At 73.3% G+C, this 24,506-nt stretch carries 17 protein-coding genes and 1 pseudogene; 9 read left to right on the forward strand and 9 right to left on the reverse strand.

The window, feature by feature from the left end:
- Positions 1-21 precede the first annotated feature (21 nt).
- Both ACTWPW_RS27540 and ACTWPW_RS27545 read left to right on the forward strand, forming a co-directional pair.
- Entirely contained in the window at positions 22-699 is a 678-nt protein-coding gene (locus ACTWPW_RS27540) for a GntR family transcriptional regulator (protein WP_443170322.1), read from the forward strand.
- Positions 700-742: 43 nt separating this feature from the next.
- Positions 743-1,672 (forward strand): helix-turn-helix domain-containing protein, encoded by a 930-nt coding sequence (locus ACTWPW_RS27545; RefSeq protein WP_443170323.1) that lies wholly within the window; start codon positions 743-745, stop codon positions 1,670-1,672.
- Between the two features lie 62 nt (positions 1,673-1,734).
- Here the strand turns inward: ACTWPW_RS27545 and ACTWPW_RS27550 are convergent, their stop codons facing one another.
- Positions 1,735-4,011, reverse strand: coding sequence for a beta-glucosidase family protein (locus ACTWPW_RS27550; protein ID WP_443170324.1), 2,277 nt, complete (start codon positions 4,009-4,011; stop codon positions 1,735-1,737).
- A gap of 133 nt (positions 4,012-4,144) precedes the next feature.
- Positions 4,145-5,185 carry a LacI family DNA-binding transcriptional regulator gene (locus tag ACTWPW_RS27555; protein ID WP_443170325.1) on the reverse strand — a complete coding sequence of 347 codons (1,041 nt, stop codon included), beginning with the start codon at positions 5,183-5,185 and terminating at the stop codon, positions 4,145-4,147.
- Positions 5,186-5,433: 248 nt separating this feature from the next.
- Between ACTWPW_RS27555 and ACTWPW_RS27560 the strand changes: the two genes are divergently transcribed.
- The 5 genes from ACTWPW_RS27560 (at position 5,434) to ACTWPW_RS27580 (ending at position 14,598) form a co-directional block, all read left to right on the forward strand.
- Complete coding sequence (locus ACTWPW_RS27560) at positions 5,434-6,729, forward strand: ABC transporter substrate-binding protein (protein WP_443170326.1); 1,296 nt, start codon at positions 5,434-5,436, stop codon at positions 6,727-6,729.
- A complete protein-coding gene (locus ACTWPW_RS27565; protein WP_375113694.1) occupies positions 6,726-7,661 on the forward strand; it encodes a carbohydrate ABC transporter permease in 936 nt (311 codons plus the stop codon). The genes ACTWPW_RS27560 and ACTWPW_RS27565 overlap by 4 nt, the downstream gene beginning before the upstream one ends.
- The gene (locus ACTWPW_RS27570) at positions 7,658-8,485 is read left to right on the forward strand and encodes a carbohydrate ABC transporter permease (RefSeq protein WP_364130762.1); all 828 of its coding nucleotides are present in this window, start codon (positions 7,658-7,660) and stop codon (positions 8,483-8,485) included. The genes ACTWPW_RS27565 and ACTWPW_RS27570 overlap by 4 nt, the downstream gene beginning before the upstream one ends.
- Before the next feature lie 8 nt (positions 8,486-8,493).
- Positions 8,494-11,058, forward strand: coding sequence for a family 78 glycoside hydrolase catalytic domain (locus ACTWPW_RS27575; RefSeq protein WP_443170327.1), 2,565 nt, complete (start codon positions 8,494-8,496; stop codon positions 11,056-11,058).
- Positions 11,059-11,259: 201 nt separating this feature from the next.
- A complete protein-coding gene (locus ACTWPW_RS27580) occupies positions 11,260-14,598 on the forward strand; it encodes a glycosyl hydrolase family 95 catalytic domain-containing protein (protein ID WP_443170328.1) in 3,339 nt (1,112 codons plus the stop codon).
- An 89-nt stretch (positions 14,599-14,687) separates the two neighbouring features.
- Here ACTWPW_RS27580 and ACTWPW_RS27585 read toward each other — a convergent pair whose 3' ends face one another.
- Positions 14,688-18,392 (reverse strand): nSTAND1 domain-containing NTPase, encoded by a 3,705-nt coding sequence (locus tag ACTWPW_RS27585; protein WP_443170329.1) that lies wholly within the window; start codon positions 18,390-18,392, stop codon positions 14,688-14,690.
- Positions 18,393-18,670: 278 nt separating this feature from the next.
- Here ACTWPW_RS27585 and ACTWPW_RS27590 point away from each other — a divergent pair, with 278 nt between their 5' ends.
- A complete protein-coding gene (locus ACTWPW_RS27590) occupies positions 18,671-19,639 on the forward strand; it encodes a helix-turn-helix domain-containing protein (RefSeq protein ID WP_375113699.1) in 969 nt (322 codons plus the stop codon).
- A gap of 141 nt (positions 19,640-19,780) precedes the next feature.
- Positions 19,781-20,779 carry an SDR family NAD(P)-dependent oxidoreductase gene (locus ACTWPW_RS27595; protein ID WP_443170330.1) on the forward strand — a complete coding sequence of 333 codons (999 nt, stop codon included), beginning with the start codon at positions 19,781-19,783 and terminating at the stop codon, positions 20,777-20,779.
- A gap of 47 nt (positions 20,780-20,826) precedes the next feature.
- Here ACTWPW_RS27595 and ACTWPW_RS27600 read toward each other — a convergent pair whose 3' ends face one another.
- The 6 genes and pseudogenes from ACTWPW_RS27600 to ACTWPW_RS27625 form a co-directional block, all read right to left on the reverse strand.
- Complete coding sequence (locus tag ACTWPW_RS27600) at positions 20,827-21,450, reverse strand: VOC family protein (protein ID WP_443170331.1); 624 nt, start codon at positions 21,448-21,450, stop codon at positions 20,827-20,829.
- On the reverse strand, positions 21,447-22,016 hold the full coding sequence (locus ACTWPW_RS27605) for an alkylhydroperoxidase domain protein (RefSeq protein WP_443170332.1): 570 nt from the start codon (positions 22,014-22,016) through the stop codon (positions 21,447-21,449). The genes ACTWPW_RS27600 and ACTWPW_RS27605 overlap by 4 nt, the downstream gene beginning before the upstream one ends.
- Positions 22,013-22,603, reverse strand: coding sequence for a CMD domain protein (locus ACTWPW_RS27610; RefSeq protein WP_375113703.1), 591 nt, complete (start codon positions 22,601-22,603; stop codon positions 22,013-22,015). Before ACTWPW_RS27610 ends, ACTWPW_RS27605 begins: the two co-directional genes overlap by 4 nt.
- A complete protein-coding gene (locus ACTWPW_RS27615; protein ID WP_443170333.1) occupies positions 22,600-23,604 on the reverse strand; it encodes a putative FMN-dependent luciferase-like monooxygenase in 1,005 nt (334 codons plus the stop codon). The genes ACTWPW_RS27610 and ACTWPW_RS27615 overlap by 4 nt, the downstream gene beginning before the upstream one ends.
- Positions 23,601-23,906 carry a hypothetical protein gene (locus ACTWPW_RS27620; RefSeq protein ID WP_443170358.1) on the reverse strand — a complete coding sequence of 102 codons (306 nt, stop codon included), beginning with the start codon at positions 23,904-23,906 and terminating at the stop codon, positions 23,601-23,603. Before ACTWPW_RS27620 ends, ACTWPW_RS27615 begins: the two co-directional genes overlap by 4 nt.
- Positions 23,907-24,194, reverse strand: a pseudogene (locus tag ACTWPW_RS27625) (ATP-binding cassette domain-containing protein); the annotation flags it as partial.
- Between the last annotated feature and the right edge of the window lie 312 nt (positions 24,195-24,506).

Here is a 24,506-nt window from a genome sequence, read left to right on the forward strand (position 1 = left end):
TGAACGCAATATGATGCCGGGGTGGACAGCAACTCCGCCCCGCTCCGGCGGGAGATCGCCGACCAGGTCACCGCCCGCATCCTGGACGGCAGGCTGGCGGCCGCGGCCCGGGTGAACGAGGTCCGCCTCGCCACCGAGCTGGGGGTGAGCCGGACCCCGCTGCGGGAGGCGCTGGTCGAGCTGACCGACCGTGGCCTGCTGGTCGCCGAGCCACGGCGCGGTTTTCACGTACCGCCGCTCGACCTCGACGAGGCGCGCAAGCTCTACCCGCTGGTGGGCGAGCTCGAAGCGCTCGCGCTCCGCTGGAGCACCCCGCAGGATCTCCTCGGGCTGCTCGACCGGCTCGACCGGCTCAACGACGACATGCGCACCGCCGTGGAGAGCGGGGGCGACCTGGCCACGCTCGACGACCAGTGGCACGGCCTGCTGCTGTCGGCCTGCGCGAACCCGCACCTGATGCGGCTCATCTGCCAGACCAAGCCCCTGCTGAAGCGCTACGACGCGATGTATTTCGGCGGCGCCGAACGGGCCCGGCTCAGCGTCGACGAGCATCGGCGCATCATCGCCGCGATCCGCGACGGCGATCTCAACGAGGCGGCGCGGTGGCTCACGCAGAACTGGGTCAACGGCGCGGCCTACCTCGGCCACGCCCCGGGAGCCCGGGACGCCCGGCCCCAGCGGGTGCCGCCGGCCCCCTGACGGCGGTCGGCGGCGGCCGGCCCGCGGTGGATACAGTCCGGGCATGGACGAGCCACCCATCGACCGCGCGGGCGGGCTGCTGCACTTCACCGAGGGCACGCTGGCCTACGCCGGTCACTACCTGCACGAGCAGAGCCATCCGGTGCACGCGCACAGCTTCGTCGAGGTGGCCGTGGTGACCGGCGGGGAAGGGGTGCACGTCTCGCTGGCCGGGCGTCAGCCGCTGGCCGTCGGCGATGTCGTCCTGCTGCGGCCCGGCGTCTGGCACGGTTACGAGGGCTGCCGGCGGCTCGACGTGTTCAACTGCTGCTTCTCCAGCGATCTGCTGCAGCGCGAGCTGGCGTGGGCCCGTGAGGACCCGCTGCTCAACCATCTGCTGTGGACCGGCCCCTATTCGGGGCAGCGCCGCGGCATGCTGACCACCCGGCTCGACTCGACCGCCCTCACCGAGTGCGTCGAGCCGCTCGACGCGCTCGACCGGCTGCGGTTCCGGCCCCTGAGCCTCTACCGGAGCGAGGTCATCGCCCGGCTCATCCAGTTCCTCGGCGGCGTGGCCCGGTTCGTGGCGAGCACCGCCGTCGGCTCCGAGGCGGCCACCGGGCCCGGCCATCCCATGGTCGTCCGTGCCATGCGGCTGATGGAGGCCGATCCGACGCGTCCGTGGACGCTCACCGACCTGGCCGCGGAGCTGCACCTGAGCCGCGGCTACCTGGTGCGGCGGTTCAAGGCGGAGACCGGGCTGCCGCCGATGGCCTACCTGTCGCGGTTCCGGGTCGAGCTGGCGGCGGCCATGCTGCTGCACGGCGACCACTCCATCACCCAGATCGGCGAGGCCGTCGGCTGGCCGGACGCCAACAACTTCGCGCGCCGCTTCCGGGCGCACTACGGGATGAGCGCGTCGGCGTACCGGACGCAGTTCAGGGACAACACGATACGCCTGCGCTCGTGGACCGAGCAGCGGCAGGTCGGCTGACGCGTGCTCCCCGCCCCCGCGCGACGAGCGGCGCGACGCCGCTCGTCGCGGGGAGCGTGCGCTCAGCGGATGACGAAGCGCCCGCGCAGGGAGGTGTCGAAGGAGGTGCCGACGCTGACCTGGTGGACGCCCCTGGCGGTGGTCCATCTGCCGGTGCCGGTGTTCCAGTACTGCAGCAGATGCAGGTCCTCGAGGTCGGCCGCGCTGAGGGTCAGCCGGACGGTACGGGACTCGCCCGGCCGCAGGGTGACCTTCTCCCAGCCGAGCAGGCGCTTGGACGGCTCGTTCGCGCTGGGCGGCAGCTCGACGTAGACCTGCGCCGTCTCGGTGCCCGCCCGCCTGCCGGTGTTGGTGAGGCGGAAGCTCACCCGCAGGTCCCGGTGCGCGGTGACGCGGAGCCGGTCGTAGGCGAAGGTGGTGTAGGTGAGCCCGTGGCCGAACGGGAACAGAGGCTCGATGTCCTGGGCCGCGTACCAGCGGTAGCCGACCCGCAGGCCCTCCCCGTACTCGACCTGCCGCGGCTCGGTGTTGCCGGGCGGGCGGACGACCGAGCCGTCGGAGAACGTGCCGGGGTAGCGGCGCGGGTCGCCCGCCGTCGGCAGGTCGGCCTCGGACCTCGGGAAGGAGTGCGTGAGCTTTCCGCTGGGCGCCGTGTCGCCCCACAGCAGCGACGCGATCGCCGGGCCCATCTCCTCACCCGCGTACCAGACCTCGAGCACGCTCCTCACTGAGCCGATCCACGGCATGAGCACGGGCCCGCCGGTCTGGAGCACCACCACGGTGCGGGGGTTGGCGGCGGTCACGGCGGCGATCAGGGCGTCGCCGCCGGCGTCCAGGGAGATGTTCGGGCGGTCGGCGAACTCGCCCTCCCGGTAGTGGCCGAACACGACGGCCACGTCGGCGGCGGCCGCCGTGGCCGCGGCGGCGGCCAGGTCGGTGCCGTCGGCGTAGCTGACCGTGGCGCCGCCGGCCTGGGCACGCGCGGTGATGGCGTCGAGCGGGGCCTTGGCCGTGCAGGGGATGTTCGGCGCGGTGTGCAGGCACACGCTGGAGGCGTCGATGTCGCCGGTGGCCGGGGTGTTGGCGGCGGTCGGGCCGATGACGGCGATCTTCCTGACCGACCGCGACAGCGGCAGGGCGCCGTCGTTCTTGAGCAGGACCGAGCCCTGCTCGGCCAGCCTGCGGGCCAGCGCCTGGCTCTGCGGGGTGGAGACGTCGGCGTCGGGGGCGCTCAGCCGGGGCACGTCGAACAGGCCGGAGGCGATGTGCGCGCGCACGATCCGGTACGCCGCCGCGTCCACGTCGGCCTCGCTGAGCCGGCCATGGGCGATCTGCTCCTTGATCGCCATCGGCGTCCAGTAGCGCCAGGCGTTCAGCTCCTGGTCCAGGCCCGCCTTCAGCGACGGCGGGTCGTCGGTCAGGTAGTGCCGGGCCCCGAAGTCGGACACCACCCAGCCGTCGAACCCGATCTCCCGCTTGAGGATCTGCCCGAGCAACTGCTGGGAGCCGCACGCCCAGTCGTGGTTGACCTGGTTGTAGGAGCACATGACGGAGCCGACGTCGCCGCGGTCTATCGCGATCTCGTACGGGAGGGTGTAGATCTCCCGCAGCGTGCGCCCGTCCACGTTGGAGGAGCTGTTGTTGCGGTCGGTCTCCTGCTCGTTGGCCACGAAGTGCTTGAGCTGCGCCTGCACTGGCTCGGCGTCGTTCGCGCCGACGCCCCTGCTGTACGCGCCGGCCATGAGGCCGGACAGGACCGGGTCCTCGCCGAGGTACTCCGACGTGCGCCCGCTGCGCGGGTCGCGTCCGCCGGCGATGCCGGGGCCGAGCAGCACGTTGCGCTGCTTGCGCCAGGCCTCGTGCCCCATCGCGACGCCCTTCTCGTACGCCAGCGCCCGGTCCCACGAGGAGGAGAGCGACACGTTGGCCGGGAAGACGGTCACCCCGGCGCCCGCGCCGGCGATCGCGGAGGGCGCGTCGGTGTACTGGATCGCCGGGGTGCAGGGCACCTGCGGCGGCATGGTGAAGGTGACGGGCACGAACTCGCCGGGCGGCAGCTCGCGCGGCGCGGCGGTGGTGAACGTGGTGCGCGCCGGGTCGTTGGCCGAGTGCTCGTCGAGCCAGCGCAGCTTCTGGTCGAGGGTGGAGGCGGCGAGCAGCGCGCGGGCCCGCCGCTCCGGGGACTTGGACCTGTCCATCCACGGCACGCCGGCGCAGTCGTCGCGGACGCCCGCCGCTCCGGTGCCCGTGGCGATCAGCTGCACTCCCGGGGCCAGGACTGTCAGGGCGGCGACGACCAGGGCGACACGGCGGCCAGGGGCTGAGCGCGGTAATTTCACGGTGGTGCCTTCCGGCTGTGAGGGGTTTCCGCCAAGCCAAATCCTGCGTCCCGGCCGGGCACGCAGCTAGGCCGGAGTGCGCCAGAGCTAGCACGAAATGCACCTCTCGCCGCCCGCCGCCACAGGCGGGTGGCTACCGGGTCGCGGGCGGCGCCGTGGAGCGGCGGGGCACGAGGGTCGGGGTGACGGAGAAGCGCACCGCGGAGGTGCGCCCGCCGATGCGTTCGAGCAGCAGCCGGCCGGCGGTCTTGCCCATGATGGCGCCGTCCTGGTCGACGCTGGTCAGCGCGACGTGCGCGAGGCCGGTCATCCGGGCGTTGTCGTAGCCGGCCACGGAGATGTCCCCGGGCACGGCCAGGCCGGCCTCGTGCACGGCCGCCAGGGCGCCGAACGCGGCCTGGTCGGCGCCGGCGAAGATGGCGGTGGGGCGCGGGTCACGCGCCAGCAGCTCGCGCGCCCCCTCGTAGCCGCCCTCCTCGGTGTAGGAGGTGGCGGCGACGGCGATGTGGCCGGCCAGGCCGTGCTCGGTCATCACCCGTTCGTAGGTCGCGGCCCGGATGGTCTGCAGCAGGGCGGCGGAGCGGCCGCCGATGGTGTCCTTCTGCGTGATGTGCGCGATGCGGCGGTGCCCGAGCGTGATGAGGTGCTCGACGACCAGCTCGGCTCCGACCTCGTCGTCGTCGAGCACGCAGTCGTACAGCGCCGAGCGGTCGTGGCGGCCGAGCACCACGGTGGGGGTGTCGGTGGCCATCTTCTCCAGCTGCGCCTTGGGACAGGCGGGGGCGACCCAGAGGACGCCGTCCACCTGCCGGTCCACCAGCGCGTCGCTCGCGCGGCGCTCCGCAGCGGGGTCGCGGCCGCCGCTCTGGACCATGATCGCCTGGTAGCCGCTGGCGGAGATCTCCTCGGTCAGGCCGTCGAGGATGTCGGCGAAGAACGGGTTGCGGATGTGCGGCAGCAGCACGCCGATGGTGAAGGTGCGCCCGCGCATGGCCCGGGCCGCGTTGTGCGGGCGGTAGCCGAGCTCGTCGATGGCGGCCTGCACCTTGGCCCGCATCGCCTCACTGACGCCGTAGGCGTTGCGCAGCACCTTCGACACCGCGGTGGTGGAGACCTGGGCGTGCTGGGCCACATCGGTGATCGTCACTCTGCGCTGCCGGTCTCGTGTGACCATGTGCCGCCTTCCTGAACGCGACGCCGCCCGATTGTACGAGCCCCGCCGCATCGTACGCGATGGGTAACGTTACCCAGCAGATCCCGCATCCTTGCCCGGATGCCCCTCCTGACGAGAATCACGATTGGGGACCGTTCCCCAATCGTCCTCTTGACGCTCTGCCGTGTAACGCCTACGTTAACTCGCATCGGGGGACGCTTAAAACGTTTCAACGAACCCGGAGGGGCGTTGTGAAGACCTCGCACCGCATGACTGGAGCGGCCCTGGCCGTTCTCGCGATGGCGGCCCTGACCTCGTGCGGCTCGGGCTCTGGCGCCGGCTCGGAGCCCGCCGCCGACGGCTCGGCCACCCTGAAGTTCCTCGTCGACAACAGCCCCGGGACGACCGGCACGGCCAAAGCGCTCGCGGACGCCTTCATGCAGGCCAATCCCAAGATCAAGATCGAGACCGAGACCCGCCCGGGAGGCAGCGAGGGCGACAACATCGTCAAGACCCGGCTCTCGACGGGCGACATGTCGGATGTGTTCTGGTACAACTCCGGCTCGCTGCTCCAGGCGCTCAACCCGGCGCAGACCATGGTCGACCTGACCGGCGACCCGGTGCTGGCCAACGTGCAGAAGGACTTCCTGCCGGTGGTGAGCCAGGACGGCAAGGTGTACGGCGTCCCGGCGGGCACCCTCACCGGCGGCGGCATCCTCTACAACCGCAAGATCTACGAGCAGCTCAAGCTGGAGGTGCCGAAGACCTGGGCCGAGTTCATGGCCAACAACGACAAGATCAAGGCGGCCGGGATCACCCCCGTGATCACGACGTTCAAGGACACCTGGACCTCGCAGCTGTTCGTGCTGGGCGACTACTACAACGTCCAGGCGGCGGTGCCGACCTTCGCGCAGGACTACACGGCCAACAAGGTCAAGTTCGCGTCCACGCCCGCGGCGAAGGCCGGGTTCGACCACCTGGCCGAGGTGCACGCCAAGGGCTACCTCAACGAGGGCTTCGGCTCGGCCACCAACGACCAGGGCGTCAAGATGCTGGCCGAGGGCAAGGGCGCGCACTACGCGATGCTCAGCTCCGCCCTGCCGCCGGTGATCGCCACGCTGCCGCAGGCGGCCACCGACGTGGGCTTCTTCGGCATCCCGGGCACCGACGCGGCCAAGAACGGCGCCACGGTCTGGGAGCCCCCGGGCATCTACATCGCCAAGACCACCCAGAACCTGGAGGCGGCCAAGAAGTTCCTCGCCTTCATCGCCTCGCCGGCCTCGGCCGAGGCGGTCAACAAGGTCGTGCCACCGACGGGGCCGTACCGGATCCAGGGGGCCAAGCTGCCCGAGGACGCCATCCAGGCCGCCAAGGACCTGCAGGCCTACGTGGACGGCGGCACCACCGCCCCCGCGCTGGAGTTCGTCTCCCCGGTCAAGGGCCCGTCCCTTGAGCAGATCACCGTCGCCGTCGGCTCGGGACTGACGCCGCCCGCCGAGGGGGCCGCCCAGTACGACAAGGACGTGGAGAAGCAGGCCAAGCAGCTGGGGCTCGCAGGGTGGTGACGAAGCAGGACACCGGGCCCCGCACGGGGCCCGGCCCGGCTGCCGCGCCGGGTCACGCCCGCGCCTCCCGCCGCCGGCGCAACGCGGCCTACCCCTACTGGCTGTACCTGCCGGCCGCCGTCGTCTACCTGGTCATCTTCCTGGTGCCGACGGCCATGGCCTTCTACTTCGCGCTCACCCGCTGGACGTTGTTCGACAGCACCTTCGTCGGTCTGGAGAACTTCCGCGACTTCCTGGCCGAGCAGAACCTGCGCATCGGCTTCGTCAACACGCTCGTCTACGCGGTCGTCACCAGCGGCCTGAAGGTCGTGCTCGGCCTGCTGCTCGGCGTGCTGCTCACCTCCCGGCTGCGGCTGCGCGGCTTCCTGCGCTCGGTGGTGTTCTTCCCCGTGCTGGTCTCGACGGTGGCGGTCGGCATCACCTTCAGCATGCTGCTCAAGCCGGACACCGGCCTGGTCAACCAGGCCCTCGGGCTGGTCGGCATCGACGGGCGCGACTGGCTGGGCGACGCTTCGACCGCGCTGCTGTCGGTGGCGCTGGTGGACGTGTGGAAGGGCGTGGGCCTGGCCACCGTCATCTACATCGCCGGCATCATGTCGATCCCGTCGGAGTATTACCAGGCCGTCGCCGTGGACGGGGGCAGCGCCTGGCACCGGTTCCGGCACGTGACGCTGCCGCTGTCGTGGCCGGCCACGTACTCGGTGATCATCCTGTCGTTCATCGGCGGGCTGCGCTCGTTCGACCTGATCTGGACGATGACCCGCGGCGGGCCCGGCTTCACCAGCGACACCATCGCCTCGATCATCTACAAGCAGTACCAGGCGGGCTTCTTCGGCCTGTCCACCGCCGGGAACGTGCTGCTGTTCCTCATCGTCACGGCCATCGCCGTGCCGCTCAACTACTTCCTCGGCAGGAGGCAGGTCACCGCATGAGAGCACTCCGCAGGCTCAGCGCGGAAGCGGTCGCCCTGGTCCTGGCCACCGTGATCTTCCTGGTCCCGTTCGCGCTCATGCTGCTGACCGCCGTCAAGGACCAGACCCAGGCCACCGACCTCGACTTCGCCTGGCCCACGAACTGGCCGATCGTCGAGAACTTCCTGGCCGTGATCGAGGCCCGCGACTACGTGCTGCTGCGCGCCTATGTCAACAGCACCATCATCACCGTCGCCTCCGTGGCGCTGATCGTCGTCTTCGCCGCCATGGCCGCGTTCGTGCTGCAGCGCCGTCCCGGCAAGGTCGCCAAGCTGGCCGACTTCCTCGTGCTGTCCGGGCTGATCATCCCGCCCGCGGTGGTGCCGACCATCTGGCTGCTGCAGGCGCTCGGGCTGTTCAAGACCCTGCCGGGGCTGATCCTGGCCGAGGTGGCCTTCAACCTGTCGTTCGCGATGCTGCTGTTCCGGGCGTTCATCGCCGCCATCCCCCGCGAATTGGACGAGGCCGCCCAGATCGACGGCTGCGGCGGGCTGCGGCTGTTCTTCCGGGTGATCTTCCCGCTGCTGCGGCCGGTGACCATCACGGTCATCCTCACCAGCTCGGTGCAGATCTTCAACGACTTCGTCAACCCGCTCTACCTGCTGCCCGGTGACGAGAACGCCACCGTGCAGGTCACCCTCTACAACTTCCAGAGCCAGTACAACACCCAGTGGAACCTGCTGTTCATGGACATCGTCCTGATCACGATCCCGCCCCTGGTGCTGTTCATCTTCTTCAACCGCAAGATCGTCGCCGGGATGACCGCCGGCGCCATCAAGGGCTAAGGAGCGCCTTGCTTAACGTCAGCACGCCCACCTTCGAACACCATCGCGAGCCCCTCGGCATCGGCGAACCCGCACCCCGCCTGTCCTGGACCGTCACCGCCGACACCCCCGGCTGGCGGCAGCAGGCGTACGAGATCGAGCTCGGCGACGGCACCACGACCGGCCGCGTCGACTCGGCGGAGTCGGTGCTCGTGCCCTGGCCGGGCGCGCCGCTCGGGTCGCGCGAGCGGCGCGGCGCGCGGGTGCGCGTGCACGGCGCCGACGGCTCGGTCAGCGACTGGAGCCCCTGGTCCTACGTGGAGGCCGGCCTGCTGGACCCGGCCGACTGGCAGGCGGCCGCCGCCGCGCCGCCGCTGGAGCTGCTCGGCGTGCCCGACGGCCCGGCGCTGCTGCTGCGCCGCGACTTCAGCGCCCGCGCCGCCGTCGAGCGGGCCCGCCTGTACGTCACCGCGCACGGCCTGTACGAGATCGAGCTCAACGGCCGGGTGGTCGGCGACGACGTGCTCGCCCCCGGCTGGAGCAGCTACGCCCACCGACTGCGCTACCGCACCCACGACGTCCCCGAGCTGCTGCGCGAGGGCGGCAACACCCTCGGCGCCACCCTGGCCGACGGCTGGTACCGCGGCCGCATCGGCTTCCTCGGCGGCAAGACCGACCTCTACGGCGACCGCACCGCGCTCATCGCCCAGCTGGAGATCACCTACGCCGACGGCAGCACCGACGTCGTGACCACCGACGGCGACGGGTGGCGCTGCGCGCCCGGCCCGGTCACCGCCACCAGCCTGTACGACGGCGAGAAGCACGACGCCCGGCTGCTCCCGTCCGGCTGGTCCGAGCCCGGCTTCGACGACTCCTCCTGGCTGCCCGCCGACGCGCTCCCCCACGACGCCGCCCGGCTCGTCGCGCCCACCGGCCCGCCGGTGCGCCGCACCGGGACGCTGAGCCCGGTCGCGGTCCTGACCGGCCCGGACGGGGAGACGATCCTCGACTTCGGCCAGAACATCGCCGGCCGCCTGCGCATCCGCGTGCAGGGCCCCGCCGGGCACACCATCACGCTGCGGCACGCCGAGGTCCTGGAGAACGGCGCGCTCGCCATCCGGCCCCTGCGTCAGGCGGCCGCGCTCGACACCTACACGCTGCGCGGCGACGCCGAGCCCGAGGAGTGGGAGCCGCGCTTCACCACCCACGGCTTCCGCTACGCCCAGATCGACGGCTGGCCCGGCGAGCTGGACCCGGCCTCCGACGTCGTGGCCGTGGTCTGCCACACCGACATGCGGCCCATCGGCGACTTCGAGTGCTCCGACCCGCTGCTCAACCGGCTGCACGACAACGTCCGCTGGAGCATGCGCGGCAACTACGTCGACCTGCCCACCGACTGCCCCCAGCGCGACGAACGCCTCGGCTGGACCGGCGACATCCAGGTCTTCGCCCCGGCCGCCGCCTTCCTCTACGACTGCGCGGGACCGCTGACGTCCTGGCTCGCCGACCTGGCCGCCGAACAGGCCGAGGTGGGCACCGTGCCGCACTACGTGCCGTGGGTGCCGCTGGCCTTCGACGTCTCACCCACCGCCGCCTGGGGCGACGCCGCCGTGCTCGTCCCCTGGGTGCTCTACCAGCGCACCGGCGACCTCGGCCTGCTCCGCACCCAGTACGCCAGCATGACCGCCTGGGTGGACCAGGTCACCTCCCTCACCGGCGCCGACCACCTGTGGGACGAGGGCTTCCAGTTCGGCGACTGGCTGGACCCCGCCGCGCCCCCGGACAACCCCGGCAAGGCGCGTACCGACCACGCCCTCGTCGCCACCGCCTACCACGCCTGGACCGCCCGCGTCGTGGCCGACACGGCGGCGCTGCTCGGCCACTCCGGCGACGCCACCAGCTACGCCGAACTGGCCTCCGAGGTGCGGGCGGCCTTCCGCCGCGAGTTCGTCACCCCGTCCGGACGGCTGGCCTGCGACACCCAGACCGCCTACGCCCTCGCCCTCTGCCTGGACCTGCTCGACGGCCCCGGCCAGCGCGAGCGAGCCGGCCGCCGCCTGGTCGAGCTGGTCGCCGCCGACGACCACCGCATCGGCACCGGCTTCGTCGGCACCCCGCTCATCTGCGACGCCCTCTGCTCCGTCGGCGCCTACGACACCGCCTACCAGCTCCTGACCCAGCGCAACTGCCCGTCCTGGCTGTACCCGGTGACCATGGGCGCCACCACCATCTGGGAACGCTGGGACAGCATGCTCCCCGACGGCACGGTCAACCCCGGCGAGATGACCTCCTTCAACCACTACGCCCTCGGCGCCGTAGCCGACTTCCTGCACCGCACCGTCGCCGGCCTCGCCCCGGACGAGCCCGGCTACCGCCGGCTGCGCATCGCCCCCCGCCCCGGCGGCGGCCTCACCCACGCCTCGGCCCGCCTCGACACCCCCTACGGGCCGGCGGCGGTCTCCTGGAACACGGACGGCACGACACTCACCGTCACCGCCACCGTGCCGCCGGGCACCTCGGCGCTGGTGGACCTGCCGCAAGCCGAGCCGCGGGAGGTGGGCGCGGGAACCCACGAGTTCACCACCCGCCTGTAAGAAGAAGCGATCCCGTCCGGCCGCCCCCGGGCCGGACGGGGATCTCATGGACAAGGACATCCGATCAATTCCCCTTCTGACGCCCTCGCGAAGGGGATCATGACGGGCACCCAGGTCTCCGAAGACATCGGATGCCCCTCTTGTTACGTCCGGGTTTCGGTGCTATCTCCTTGGATCAACACTCCTGTGATCGGAGGAATCGTGCCTCACCCCCCACGGCGGCGCTTCGGCCCCGGCCTGATCGCCGCTCTCATGCTCGCCACCGGGCTGTCCGCCCCCGCATCAGCGGCTCCCGCCGCCGCCGAGACACCCGATGACTTGACGCTCTGGTACGACAAGCCCGCCACCGACTGGGAGACCCAGGCGCTGCCCATCGGCAACGGCCCCCTGGGCGCGATGGTGTTCGGTGGCGTGGCGTCGGAGCGGCTCCAGTTCAACGAGAAGACCTTGTGGACCGGTGGCCCGGGGTCGCCGGGCTACGACTCCGGCAACTGGAGGACGCCGCGCCCGGGGGCCATCGAGGAGGTGCGGCAGCGGATCGACCGCGACGGCAGGATGACGCCGGAGGCGGTGGCGGCCAAGCTGGGGCAGCCCAAGACCGGTTTCGGCGCGTACCAGACGTTCGGCGACCTGTTCCTGGACTTCCCGGACGCGCCCCAGAGCCCCACCGGCTACCGGCGCGAGCTGAGCTTGCGCGAGGCCGTCGCCCGGGTCGGCTACACCGCCGGCGACGTCCGCCACACGCGCGAGTTCTTCGCGAGCAACCCCGGCAACGTGATCGTCGGCCGGCTCTCCGCCGACCAGGGCGGGAAGGTGTCGTTCACGCTGCGGCACACCTCGCCGCGCGACGACAAGACGGTCACCGCCTCCGGCGGGCGGCTCACCATCCGCGGGCAGCTCGGCGACAACAGGATGCGCTTCGAGGCGCAGGTGCAGGTGGTCGCCCAGGGCGGCACCAGGACCGACGACGGAGACAGGATCACCGTCACCGGCGCCGACAGCGCCGTGCTCGTGCTGTCGGCCGGCACCGACTACGCCGGCACCTACCCCGCCTACCGGGGCGAGGACCCGCACGCCAAGGTCACCGCCGCCGTCGACACGGCCGCCGCGAAGGGCTACGACGAGCTGCGGCGGGCGCACGTCGCCGACTACCGCGAGCTGTTCGACCGGGTCGAGCTGGACCTCGGCCAGCGGGCGCCGCAGGTCCCCACCGACCAGCTGCGCAGGAACTACGCCGGCGGCGCCGCGGCCGACGACCGGGCGCTCGAGGCCCTGTTCTTCGCCTACGGCCGCTACCTGCTCATCTCCTCCTCCCGCGAGAACGACGTGCTCCCGGCCAACCTGCAGGGCGTGTGGAACCACTCCACCAGCCCGCCCTGGTCGGCCGACTACCACGTCAACATCAACCTGCAGATGAACTACTGGCTCGCCGAGCAGACCAACCTGCACGAGACGACCACCCCGTACGACCGCTACATCTCCGCGCTGGTGGCGCCCGGCCGCAAGACCGCCCAGGACATGTACGGCGCCCGCGGCTGGGTGGTCAACAACGAGACCAACCCGTTCGGCTTCACCGGCGTGCACGACTGGGCCAGCTCCTTCTGGTTCCCCGAGGCCGCCGCCTGGACCACCCAGCACCTCTACGACACCTACCGCTTCACCGGCGACACCGCCTACCTGCGCGACACCGCGTACCCGGTGATCAAGGGCGCGGCCGAGTTCTGGCTGGACTTCCTGCACACCGATCCCCGCGACGGCCGGCTCGTCGTCTCCCCCAGCTACTCCCCCGAGCACGGCGACTTCTCCGCCGGCGCGTCGATGTCCCAGCAGATCGTCCGCGAGGTGCTCGGCAACGCCCTGGCCGCGGCCGGGAAGCTGAACGTGGACGCCGGTTTCCAGGCCGAGGTGCGCGCGGCCCTGGCCAGGCTCGACCCCGGCCTGCGGATCGGCTCCTGGGGCCAGCTCCAGGAGTGGAAGGGCGACTGGGACTCCCCGACCGACACCCACCGGCACGTCTCCCACCTGTACGCCCTGCACCCCGGCAACCAGATCGCCCCGGGCAGCCCGGAGGCGGAGGCGGCGAAGATCTCGCTCACCGCGCGCGGCGACGGCGGCACCGGCTGGTCCAAGGCCTGGAAGATCAACTTCTGGGCGCGGCTGCTGGACGGCGACCACGCCCACAAGATGCTCGCCGAACAGCTCAAGTCCTCCACCCTGGACAACCTGTGGGACACCCACCCGCCGTTCCAGATCGACGGCAACTTCGGCGCCACCTCCGGCATCGCCGAGATGCTCGTGCAGAGCCAGCACGACGTGGTGCACGTGCTGCCCGCCCTGCCGTCCGCGTGGCGCGACGGATCGGTGACCGGGCTGCGCGCCCGAGGCGACGTCACCGTGGACGCCACCTGGAAGAACGGCGCCCCCGACACCGTCACCGTGCGCCCCGGCAGGACCGGCCCGATCAAGGTCAGGTCGACGTTCCTCGCCGGCCGCTACCGGGTCCACGACGAGCAGGGGCACGAGGTCGGGCCGCATCGCGACGGCGACACGCTGAGCTGGAACGCCCGGGCCGGCAAGACGTACACCATCCAGAACGAGGCCGCCGTCGCCCTGAACGTGCCCGCCGGGGCCGTGCCGGGGACGCCGTTCCAGGCGGAGGTCGCGGTCACCGCCACCCGGCGCCGCTCGGTGCCCGCCTCCGACGTGACGCTCACCGTGCCCCGGGGCTGGACCGTCGAGCCGGCCACCCGCCACCTCGCGGCCGTCGCGCCCGGCCTGACCCGCACCGCCTCCTTCACCGTCACCCCGGGACCGTCCGACGGCACCCGCCGGGCCGCGCTCGCCGCCGCCGCGGTGACCGGCGACTCGTGGAAGGGCGCGGCCGGCGCCGTGCTCACCCTGGACCCGTGCGCCCCGCCGGCCCCGGGCTCGGTCCTGGTCGTCTGGGACCCGAAGGAGGGCGGCACGGTCACCGACGCCTCCGGCAACGGCCGCGACGCCACCGTCACGGGCGGCGCCCCCGCCTACGACACCACCGCCCCGACAGGCAGCGGCCTCGTCCTGGACGGCAACACCTACCTCGAAACCGCCCCCACCACGCTCGGGTTCGTCCAGGAGGCCACCTTCGCCGCCGAGGTCAAGATCGGCGGTAGCGGCTACCGCCGGCTGTTCGACTCCCAGCCGTCCGGCGACCCCGGCACCGACGGCGTCCTCATCGACCTCACCCCCGGCAACACGCTGCGCCTCATCGGCGCCGGCACGAACGTGACCGTCAACACCACCCTGCCCACCGGCCGCTGGATCGACCTGGTCGTCACCCTCGACCGCACCGGCGCCATCACCGTCTACGTGGACGGCGAACGCAAGGCGACCGGCCAGGCCACCTCCGACGGCATCACCGGCTGCACCTCCCGCCCGCTGCGCTTCGGCGCCGACCAGGGCGGCGGCCAGCGGCTGACCGGCGCCGTGGACCGCGCCGCCATCCTCGCCCGCGCCCTCACCGCCGAGGAGGTGAAGAACTGGCGCGAGCTGTCCTTCTGATCACGCCCGAGGACGGGCGGGACGCGCGGTCCCGCCCGTCAGGCGCCGTGCGTGCGCCCGCAGGCGGTCGCTCAACGGTGGCGGGAGGGTCAGCCGGCGGGGGCGGTCGGGGCGGCCAGGCGGGTGTCGGACTCGGTGAGGATGCGTTCGATCGGGGCGCAGGCGTCGCAGGTCCACAGCCGTACGGTGCCGTCCCCGTGGGCGGTGGCCAGCCGTACGGCGCCGTCCCCGTGCGCGGCGGGCGGGCGGAAGGCGACGGCTTCGACGGTGGCGGCGAACCCGGTGACGGTCAGGGGCGTGCCCGGGCGGCCGTCGTGCCAGAGGCGCAGGGTGTCGTCGTGTCCGCTCGTCGCCACCCAGCGGCCGTCCGGGGCGAAGGCCGCCTGCCAGACCGCGCCCTGGTGCCCGCGCAGTTCGAGCGGGGTGCCGCGGGCGGCGACGTCCCAGACGCGGACGGTGGCGTCGCTGCCCACACTGGCCAGGCGGCGGCTGTCCGCGCTGAAGGTCACCGCCCACACCATGCCCTCGTGCCCGCGCAGCTCCGCCGGGGCGCCGTAGGTGGCGGTGGCGTACAGGCGGACCAGGCCGTCGAGGCCGGAGGTGGCCACGTACCGGCCGTCGGGGCTCCAGGCGACGTAGCGCAGCATCTCGGAGCTGACCTTGATCACGCGCGGCGGGCCCGTGCCGTCGACGGGCCAGATGCGCAGGGTTCCGTCGTTGCTGATGCTGGCCACGTGCCGACCGTCGGGGGCGAACGCCACGGCGCCGACCGGCTGGTCGTGCCCGCGCAGCACGCGGGGCCGGGCCGCGCCGGTGGTGTCCCAGATCCGTACGGTGGTGTCGCCGCTCCCGCTGGCCAGCAGCCGCCCGCCCGGACCGAAGGCCAGGCCGTACACCTGGCCGGTGTGGCCGCGCAGCACTGTCGGGCGAACCCTGCCCGAGACGTCCCAGAGACGCACGGCGTGGTCGGCGCCGCCGCTCGCCAGCTTCGTCCCGTCGGGCGACAGGGCCAGGTTCCACACCTCACCGCGGTGGCCGCGCAGGATAGCGGGCTCGCCCATGCCGGCGGCGTCCCAGACGCGGACGGTGCCGTCGTCGCCGACGCTGACCAGGTGGCGCCCGTCCGCGCTGAACTCGGCGTTCCAGACGACCCGGTCGTGGCCGCGCAGCACCAGCGGGTCGCCGCCGCCGGCCGTGCCGAAGACGCGGATCGAGCCGTCGTCACCGGCGGCGGCCAGGCGGTGCCCGTCGCGGCTGAACGCCACTCCCTCGACGCTGCCCTCGTGGCCCCGGAGCACGACGGGCTCGGCGTCGCGGTCGTCCATCGCCCAGATGCGGGCGGTGCCGTCGATGCCGGCGCTGGCCAGCCTGGTCCCGTCGGGGGTGAAGGCCATGCGTTTGATCATGGACGCGTGCCCCTTCAGCACGACCGGGTGGGCGCGGTCCTCCAGGTCCCAGACGCGGATCAGCTGGTCCGCGCCGCCGGTGGCCACGTGCCGCCCGTCGGGGTCGAAGGCCACGCCGCCGGCCACGCCTGGGTGGGCCTTGACGACCACGGGGTCGGCGCGGCCGGTCAGGTCCCATAGCCGCAGGGTGCCGTCGTCGCCGATGGAGGCCAGGCGCCGGCCGTCGGGGCCGAAGGCGGCGCCCCACACGGGGCCCTTGTGCCCGCGCAGCACGAGCGGGGCCGCGCGGCCCGCCAGGTCCCACACCCGTACGGTGCCGTCGAGGCCGGTGGTCGCCAGGCGGCGGCCGTCGGGGCTGAACACCGGGCTCCACGCCTCCCCCTCGTGCCCGCGCAGCACGGCCGGCGGCCGCTCGGACAGGCCGCCGGGCCCCCAGTCCCACACGCGGGCGAGGCCGTCGGCGGTCGTGACGGCGAGCCGGTCGCCATCGGGCGCGAAGGCCACGCCGAGGGTGCGCCCGAAGCCCGGCCGGGTGACGATCAGCCGGTCGTCGATCAGCGCCTGCCGCAGCGCCGTCTCCGCCTCCACCGTGGGCCACACCGAGTGGGCCTGCCTGGCCAGGCGTAACCCGCGCTCGGGGTTGAGCGCCAGCTCGGCCTGGGCCTCGGCGGCGAGCTGGCGGGACACGGCGACGTCCCGATGGTCGGCGGCCTGCCTGGCCTGCGTCATGGCGACGGCGGCCAGGGCGCTGACCACGAGCACCACGACGAGCAACCCGCTCGTCAGCAGCCGCGCCCGCCTGCGGCGCCGCCCGCGGGCGGCCGATTCGCCGCGGTGGGAGGCGTCGAGGAAGGCACGCTCGAGGGCGTTGAACCGATCGCCCGAGCGGCCGTCCCAGGCGCTCAGGCGCGCCCCGCGGTAGAGGAACGCGTCGTCGCGGCCGTGCTGGTCCCACTCGGCGGCGGCCTCGGTCAGGCGACGGTGCGCCAGGAGCAGCCCGCGGTCCTCCTCCAGCCAGCCGCGCAGCCGCGGCCAGCCACGGATCAGCGCCTCGTGGGCGATCGTCACGGTGTCCTCGTCCACCGTGACCAGGCGGGCCGCGACCAGCTCGGCCAGGATGCGCGCCGTGCTCTCGCCCTCCGCCAGCTCGGTGCGCGCGGCGCGGCGGCGGGTGTCCTCGGTCCCCTGGCCGGGCACGATCAGGCGCGACAGCAGGTGCCGTACGAGCTCGCGCTCGCCCGGCGGGAGGGAGGTGTACACCCGCTCCGCGGTCTGGGCCACGGCGCCGTGCACCCCGCCGGTCGCCCGGTACGCCGCGACCGTCAGCGTGCCGCCGCGCCGCCGCCGCCAGGTCTCCAGCAGCGCGTGCGAGATCAGCGACAGCGCCCCCGGCTGGCCCCGCGACTCGTCCACGACGAGCTCCACCAGCTCGCGTTCCACCTTCAGCCCGGCGCGCTCGGCCGGGACCCTGACGACCTGGCGCATCCCGTCCTCGTCCATCGGGCCGATGAGCACCTGGGCGTCCCGCAGCGCGGCCACCAGATCGGCGTAGGCGGCGCAGTGGCCGTAGAAGTCGGCGCGCATGGCGATGACGACGCGGGCGGCGGGCTCGGTGGCGGCGGCGAGGAGGGCGGCGACGAACGGGGCCCGCTCGTCCTCGTCCTCGCACAGGGTGAAGACCTCCTCGAACTGGTCGACGACCACCAGCATGCGACCGCCCCCGCCACCCCTGGCGAGCACCTGGGCGATCGCGGTGCGCACGGACGACGGCTCGGCGCGCAGCGCGTCGTACACGGACGTGGCGGCCACGTCCGCGGCGTTGGCCAGGTGAACGGCCAGCTCCCGCAGCGGCAGCTCCCCCGGCGTCAGGAACGCGACCGGCCAGCCCCTGCCGTCCGGCCCGTGGTCGGCCCGCAGCGCCGGCAGCAGGCCGGCGCGGAGCAACGACGACTTCCCGACGCCCGAAGGCCCGAACACCGCCAGGAACGACGTGCGGCGCAACGTGTCGCACAGCTCCCGCACCGTGCTCTCGCGCCCGACGAACAGCTTCGCGTCGTCCGCCTCATACGTCCGCAGCCCCAGGTACGGCGCCCCCTCCGGCCCGTCCTGCTCGACCGGCTCCTTGAGCTGCTCCTCCAGCGCCCGCCAGCGCTCCTCCCATTCCGCGCGGTCACCTCCGCAGGCCTCCACATAGGCCAGCGTGACCGCGAGGCTGGGCAGAACGGCACCGCCCGCCGCCTCGGCGAGGGCCGTGACAGAGAAATGCGCGCGCTTCGCGAGCTCGCGATAACTGGGTTTTCCCGCCTCGATCCGCAACTTCCTGAGCTCTGTGGCGAATCGGTGCAGCGGGTCCTTCTCCGGGTTCAGGTCGCGCTCAGGCCGCCCCATGCGGGACACCCTATCCCCGGGTCACGGCCCGGGGATCTGCGCCCGCGAAGTTGTTTGTTCAGGAAATCCGGCGCCGCTGAACAACCGGGTGCGGTGCTAAAACCGATGGGGCGAGCTCCGGGCCCTTTCGCGTGACACGACCCCTCCGACTCGATCACCGGAGAGAACATGACGTCGCATGTCCCTGCTCATCGCTCGCGGCGAACGGGCCGGCACCATCACCGATGCCCTGGACGGATTCGCCGGATCGCCGCGCCGAATCCGCGCGGTGGCGACGGATGACGGCGATCCGGGTGGTGTTCGACGCGGACGAGCACCCGGACGAGGGGGAGCGCTTCTCCCGCTTCCAGGACGCGATGGCGAAGCTGCCGGTGCCGGTGGGCGTCTCCGGTGAGCCGCGGACCGACTTCTGGGCGCGCGTCCGGGTGGGCGACCTCGGAGCGGTGACCGTGACGTCGCTGGCGACGCGGACCGGCACGCCGTACCGGATCGAGCGCACGCCGGCCCACATCCGCCGTGGCGACCCGGGGGCGTACCAGCTGATCCTGCACAGGAGCGGGCGGCCGCGGGCGGGCACGCCCGCGGTGCCCGGCCCCTCGCACCTGGCGCTGTACGACACGTCGCAGCCGTTCCGGCGGGAGCCGGGCGGCGGGCCCGCCGGCTGCGTGATGATGACCTTCTCCCGCGGGCTGCTGCCCGTCCCGGCCCAGGTGGTGCGGCCGGTGGTGGGGGTCCCGCTCGGCACGGCGGCGGGGGTCGGGGCGCTGGTGGCGGAAGGGGTCGGGCGGATCGGGGACGACCTCGACCGCAACCGGCCGGGGACCGCGCACCGGCTGTCGGGGCTGGTCGTGGACCTGCTGGCGACGCTGGTGGCGCACGAGCTGGCGGCGCGGCCGCCGGCCAGGTCGAAGGAGACCCTGCTGCTGCAGATCCAGTCGTTCATCCTCCGGCATCTCGGCGACCCCACGCTGTCACCGCGGAGCATCGCCGCGGCCAACCACATCTCCATCCGTTCCCTGCACCGGCTCTTCAGCGGCCACGGGCACAGCGTCTGCGACTGGATCCGCGACCAGCGGCTGGAGCGGTGCCGCCGGGACCTGGGCGACCCTCTGCTGGCCGGGCATCCGGTGCACGCCATCGCGGCCCGCTGGGGCCTGGACAATCCCGCGCACTTCAGCCAGTTGTTCAGGTCGACGTACAAGGTGAATCCCACCGCCTATCGCACCCGCGCATTGCGGCCGTCATAACGCGCTCGCGATCCCCGTGGCCGTGCGCGCCGGGCCACGAAGGTGGCGAACCCCGGCACGGCCGGCCCCCCTCGCGCTTCCCCCAGGTCGCTACATAGAATGAATTACTACATCGACTGCATCGACTTGGAAGGGGCTGGCATGGGGAGTCTGGACGGGCGCGTCGTCCTCATCACCGGAGCGGGGCGCGGCATCGGGCGGGAGGAGGCGCTGTTCTTCGCCGCCGAGGGCGCCCAGGTCGTCGTCAACGACCCCGGCGTCGCCATCGACGGCACGGGCGGTGACGCCGACGTGGCCGCGGAGGTCGTCGAGGAGATCACCGCGCGCGGCGGGCAGGCGGTCGCCAACACCGACAGCGTCGCCGACTGGGACGGGGCCCGCCGCATGGTGGAAACGGCCCTGGAGTCCTTCGGCGACCTGCACGCGGTGGTCAACAACGCCACCATCGAACGTAACCAGGGCCTGGCCGACCTGCCGGAGGAGGACTTCGACGCCGTCCTGGCCGTCAAGCTGAAGGGCACGTTCGCGGTCACGCGGTGGGCGGCCCGCCACTGGCGCGAGCGGCACCGGGCCGGGATCCGCATCGACCGGGCAGTGGTCAACACCTCCTCCGGCTCCGGGCTGCTCAACCCGCTGCCCACGCAGGCCTCCTACGCGGCGGGCAACGCCGGGGTCGCGGCGCTCACCACCGTGGCCGCCCTCGAGCTCGGCCGCTACGGCGTACGCGTCAACTGCGTCTCGCCCTCGATGGCCCGCACCCGCCTCACCCTCACGGTCCCCGGCATGGGCCAGGAGCCGCCGGCGGGCCGGTTCGACCCGCTGGACCCGGCCGCCTGCGCGCCCGTCGCCGCCTACCTGGCCGGCCCGGCCTGCCCGCTCACCGGCCAGGTGCTGTCGGTGCGGGGCGGGACGGTCGCGGTCAACCAGGGCTGGTCCCTCGGCGGGCACATCCACCGGGACGGGCTGTGGAGTGTCGAGGAGCTGGCCGAGCAGGTGCGGGAACTGCCGGTGGACGACCCGTACGACAAGCTCGCCCAGGCCCTGACCGGCGCCCTCGGCACCGTCGGGCGCGACCGGCTCCAGGAGATGATCGACGCCCTGCTGGACCAGGCGGCCCCGTCCGGCACGGCCACCGCCTGACCCGCCCGGCACGCCGGCCCGCGGCTCCGGTGACCCTGCGCTTCCGGTCAGCGCAGGGTCACCGGACCGAGGGGGGTGTCGATGACGGCGCGCAGCGCAGGCTCGGGGCCTGGTGAGACGTCGAGCCGCAGGTCGAGTGCGGCCAGGTCGCGCCGCAGCGCGTCCGGCTCGGTGTGTACGGCGGAGAAGGAGATCAGGCTCACCAGGGGCAGGTCGGCGGAGGCGGCGGGGTGGGGGGTGCCGCCCCAGTCGATGAGGAACGGCACCGGCCGCACCGCCGCCGGGTCCTCGCGCCGGGTGAGCCGCCACTCCAGCAGCGCCCCCGCCGGGGTACGCCGGGACAGCGGCCGCACGTCGCCCGGGTCGTGGCCTCGCTCGCGCGCCTGACGTACCGACTTGTCGATGTCGTCGGGGCGCACGGCCCAGGCCGCGAGCCGCGGCGCGGTCAGGTTCTCCAGGCCGAACGCCCGCGGCCGCGCGGACGCCTCCGGGTCGGGGCCGATGATCTCCAGGTAGGCGGTGGGCCCGAAGCGGACGAGGTGGTTGGCGGTGCCCCCGGGATGGCTGCCGCCGGGCACGGGGCGGACCCCGGTGCGCTCGGTGAACGCGGCGACCCCGGCGGCGAGGTCGGGCACCGCGTAGACGAGGTGGTCGAGCTGTGGCCCGGTCACTGGTCCGCCTCCCGGGTGGGCTCGCCGAGCGACAGCATGAGGCGGTTGGCCCAGTTGAAGAACGCGGCGGCGTGGATGGCGTCGCTGACGGCCAGGTCGTCCAGCCCGGCGGCGCGCAGCGCGGCGATGTGCTCGGGCCGCAGCTCGGCCGGGGTCGCGGCGAGCGCCACCGAGGCGTCGATGACCGCCCGCCACGTGCCCTCCTGCGCCGCGTCCACGCCCTCGTCCAGCAGGCGTTGGACGTCGGCGGGCCGCTTGGCGTGATGGGCGGCGAAGCGCGCGTGCACGGAGGCGCAGAACACGCACCCGTTGCGGCGCGAGGTCGCGGTCGCGGCCAGCTCGCGCTCGGCGCGGGGCAGCCCGCCGTCGGCGTTGTGGAAGATGTCGAGGTCGGTCTGCGTGCGGGCGTGCAGGACGTCCGGGTCGCGGGCCAGCAGCCGGAAGTACGGGGACGCGGCGCGCGCCTTGTCGACCAGCGCCTCCCGGTGCTCGTCGGTGAGTTCGTCGGGGGTCAGCGGCGCGAGCCAGGGCTGCCAGCCGAGCTGGTCCTGGGTGAATCCGGTCATGAGGCAGAGCCCTCCCGCAGCAGCCGCAGCCCGGCCACCACGCGTATCTGGAAGGTGAGGAAGGCGACGAGCTGCGACAGCGTCACGATGCCGGTGGCGCTCCAGCCCGCCCGGGCCAGCGCGTCCAGGGAGCGCGCGCTCGACTCGCGCGGCCGGAACACCAGCAGGTGGGCGTGCTCGAACGCGGCGGCGAGCCGGACGCCCAGGTCCGCGGGGTTCCGCGGCCGGTAGCGCAGGCCCTCGTCGCTCTCCCTCGCCAGCGGGCCGTCCCCGGGGTAGACGCCGTACGGGCCGGTGGTGGTGCCCGCCTCGACCTCGGCCTGCACCGCCTTGAGCAGGCCGGGTGCGAGCTCGGCCAGCCGGTCGGCGTAGAAGGAGGCGGTCCGGGCGTCCAGGTGCAGCCCGGCCACGAAGGCCGCGATCGCGTCCCGCTCGACGAGCGTCACCTCGCGGTCGTCGTCGGGGGTGAAGAGCGCGTCGAAGCCGCGCTGGGCGTGCTCGCGGGCGCCGGGCCGGCGGGCGCGCAGCCGGTCGAGCGGGGAGCCGGGTGATATCCCGGCGAGGTGGTCGATGACATCGTTGATCATTTCGTGCTCAATTCTGTGGAGGGGAGCCAGCCGAGCGCGGGCGCTACCTCGGTCGCCAGCAGCTCGATCGAGCGGAGGATGAGCGGGTGCGGCGGGTCCACCGAGTGCACCTGGAAGACCAGGTCGGTGACCCGTTCGAGGGTCGGGTCGGCCCGCAGGCTCTCCACGACGTCGTCGGGGGTGCCGAGGTGCACGTCGAAGGCGGCGATGCGGCCGTCGAGATCGCTGCCGGGCAGCTCGAACGGCAGCCTGCCGCGGCCGAGGCCCCGCTCGGCGCAGCGCAGCGCCTCGGCCCGGCTGTCGGCCACGAACGCGGTCCGCGAGGCCACGACGCGCGGCGCGACACCGGGCGGCAGGCTCTCGTAGTAGGCGTCCACGATCGGCCGCTGGAGGTCGGCCAGGGTCGCCTGCGGGTGCTCGGCGGGCCGCGGCTGGGTGCGCGACAGCATCAGCCCGTTGCCGGCCCGGCCCGCGCGGGCGCCACCGGAGGCCGAGAACGTGGCCTCCCAGACGGCGCCGGCCAGCCTGGGCGCGGGCGGGTAGAGCCGGTTGCCGCCCCCGAGGTCCTCCCCCGACCAGGCCCGCAGCAGTACCGCCAGGTGCCGGGCGTACAGGTCGGCGCGGCCGGCGCTGTCGTGGCCGAACGGCGGGAACGACGACGGCGTCCCACCGCTGCCCACGCCCACCTCCAGCCGGCCACCGGCCAGCAGGTCCAGCACGGCGGTGTCCTCGGCCACCCGCACCGGCTGCTCCAGCGGCAGCGTGATGATGCCGGTGCCGAGCCGGATGCGGGTGGTCCGCGCGGCGACGTGGGCCAGGAACACCAGCGGCGCGGGCAGCCCGCCCTCCTCGCCGTCGAAGTGGTGCTGCGCCACCCACGCGCTGTCGAAACCGAGCGCCTCGGCGTGCTCGATCTGCTCGGCGGCGAGCCGGTAGCGCTCCCCCGGCGGCACGTCGTCGAGGAGCCGGGTGAAGAAGCCCAGCCTGATGGCAGGCCTCATCGCACCCGCTCCGGGATCGCGGCCAGCAGCTCGCGGGTGTAGTCGTGCCGCGGCTCGGTGAAGACCTGCCGGGTGGTTCCGGTTTCCACGATGCGTCCTTCGCTCATGACGGAGACGGTGTGCGAGATCTGGCGTACGACGGCCAGGTCGTGCGAGATGAACAGGTACGTGAGCCCCAGGTCGCGCTGGAGCCGCTGGAGCAGGTCGAGGATCTGCGCCTGCACGGTGACGTCGAGGGCCGAGACCGCCTCGTCCAGCACGATCACCTCGGGATCGGCGGCCAGGGCGCGGGCGATGGCCACCCGCTGCCGCTGCCCGCCGGACAGCTCGCGGGGGCGGCGGGTGAGCACGTCGCCCGGCAGCGCCACCCGTTCGAGCAGGTAGGCGACCCGGGCGCGGCGGGCGGCCCGGTCGCCCGGCGCGAAGTTGCGCAGCGGCTCCCCCACGATCTCCCCGATGGACTGGCGCGGGTCGAGCGACCCGTACGGGTTCTGGTAGACGAGTTGCACGTGGCGGCGGAAGCGGCGGCCGTCCGGTGCCCCGGCGATGCTGACCGTTCCCGATGTGGGCGTGGCGAACCGCACCACCATCCGCGCGGTGGTGGTCTTGCCCGAGCCGGACTCGCCCACACCAGCGCGTGGGTGGTGCCGCGCGCCACCTCGAAGGAGACCCCGTCGACGGCCCGGAAGGGGCGCCGCCCGACGCGGAACTCCTTGACCAGGTCGCGCACCACGATCGCCGGTTCGGCGGCGGGCGGGTCCAGGAACGGGCGCGCGGACAGCGCGGGCGCGTCGTTCAGCAGCCGCCTGGTGTAGCCGGCCTCGGGGGCGGCCAGCACGGTGGCGGTCGGCCCCTGCTCCACGATGCGGCCGTCCTTCATCACCACCAGGCGGTCCGACCGG

Origin of the sequence: Nonomuraea sp. KM90, from assembly GCF_052246675.1 — a bacterium.
Classification (GTDB): domain Bacteria; phylum Actinomycetota; class Actinomycetes; order Streptosporangiales; family Streptosporangiaceae; genus Nonomuraea.

What these genes read in the sequence shown, in the direction of transcription:
- ACTWPW_RS27545 (WP_443170323.1), top strand. Translation starts at nt 743, where the DNA reads ATGGACGAGCCACCCATCGACCGCGCGGGCGGGCTGCTGCACTTCACC.
- ACTWPW_RS27555 (WP_443170325.1), bottom strand. Translation starts at nt 5,185, where the DNA reads ATGGTCACACGAGACCGGCAGCGCAGAGTGACGATCACCGATGTGGCC.
- ACTWPW_RS27560 (WP_443170326.1), top strand. Translation starts at nt 5,434, where the DNA reads ATGACTGGAGCGGCCCTGGCCGTTCTCGCGATGGCGGCCCTGACCTCG.
- ACTWPW_RS27570 (WP_364130762.1), top strand. Translation starts at nt 7,658, where the DNA reads ATGAGAGCACTCCGCAGGCTCAGCGCGGAAGCGGTCGCCCTGGTCCTG.
- ACTWPW_RS27585 (WP_443170329.1), bottom strand. Translation starts at nt 18,392, where the DNA reads ATGGGGCGGCCTGAGCGCGACCTGAACCCGGAGAAGGACCCGCTGCAC.
- ACTWPW_RS27590 (WP_375113699.1), top strand. Translation starts at nt 18,671, where the DNA reads ATGACGGCGATCCGGGTGGTGTTCGACGCGGACGAGCACCCGGACGAG.
- ACTWPW_RS27595 (WP_443170330.1), top strand. Translation starts at nt 19,781, where the DNA reads ATGGGGAGTCTGGACGGGCGCGTCGTCCTCATCACCGGAGCGGGGCGC.
- ACTWPW_RS27605 (WP_443170332.1), bottom strand. Translation starts at nt 22,016, where the DNA reads ATGACCGGATTCACCCAGGACCAGCTCGGCTGGCAGCCCTGGCTCGCG.
- ACTWPW_RS27610 (WP_375113703.1), bottom strand. Translation starts at nt 22,603, where the DNA reads ATGATCAACGATGTCATCGACCACCTCGCCGGGATATCACCCGGCTCC.
- ACTWPW_RS27615 (WP_443170333.1), bottom strand. Translation starts at nt 23,604, where the DNA reads ATGAGGCCTGCCATCAGGCTGGGCTTCTTCACCCGGCTCCTCGACGAC.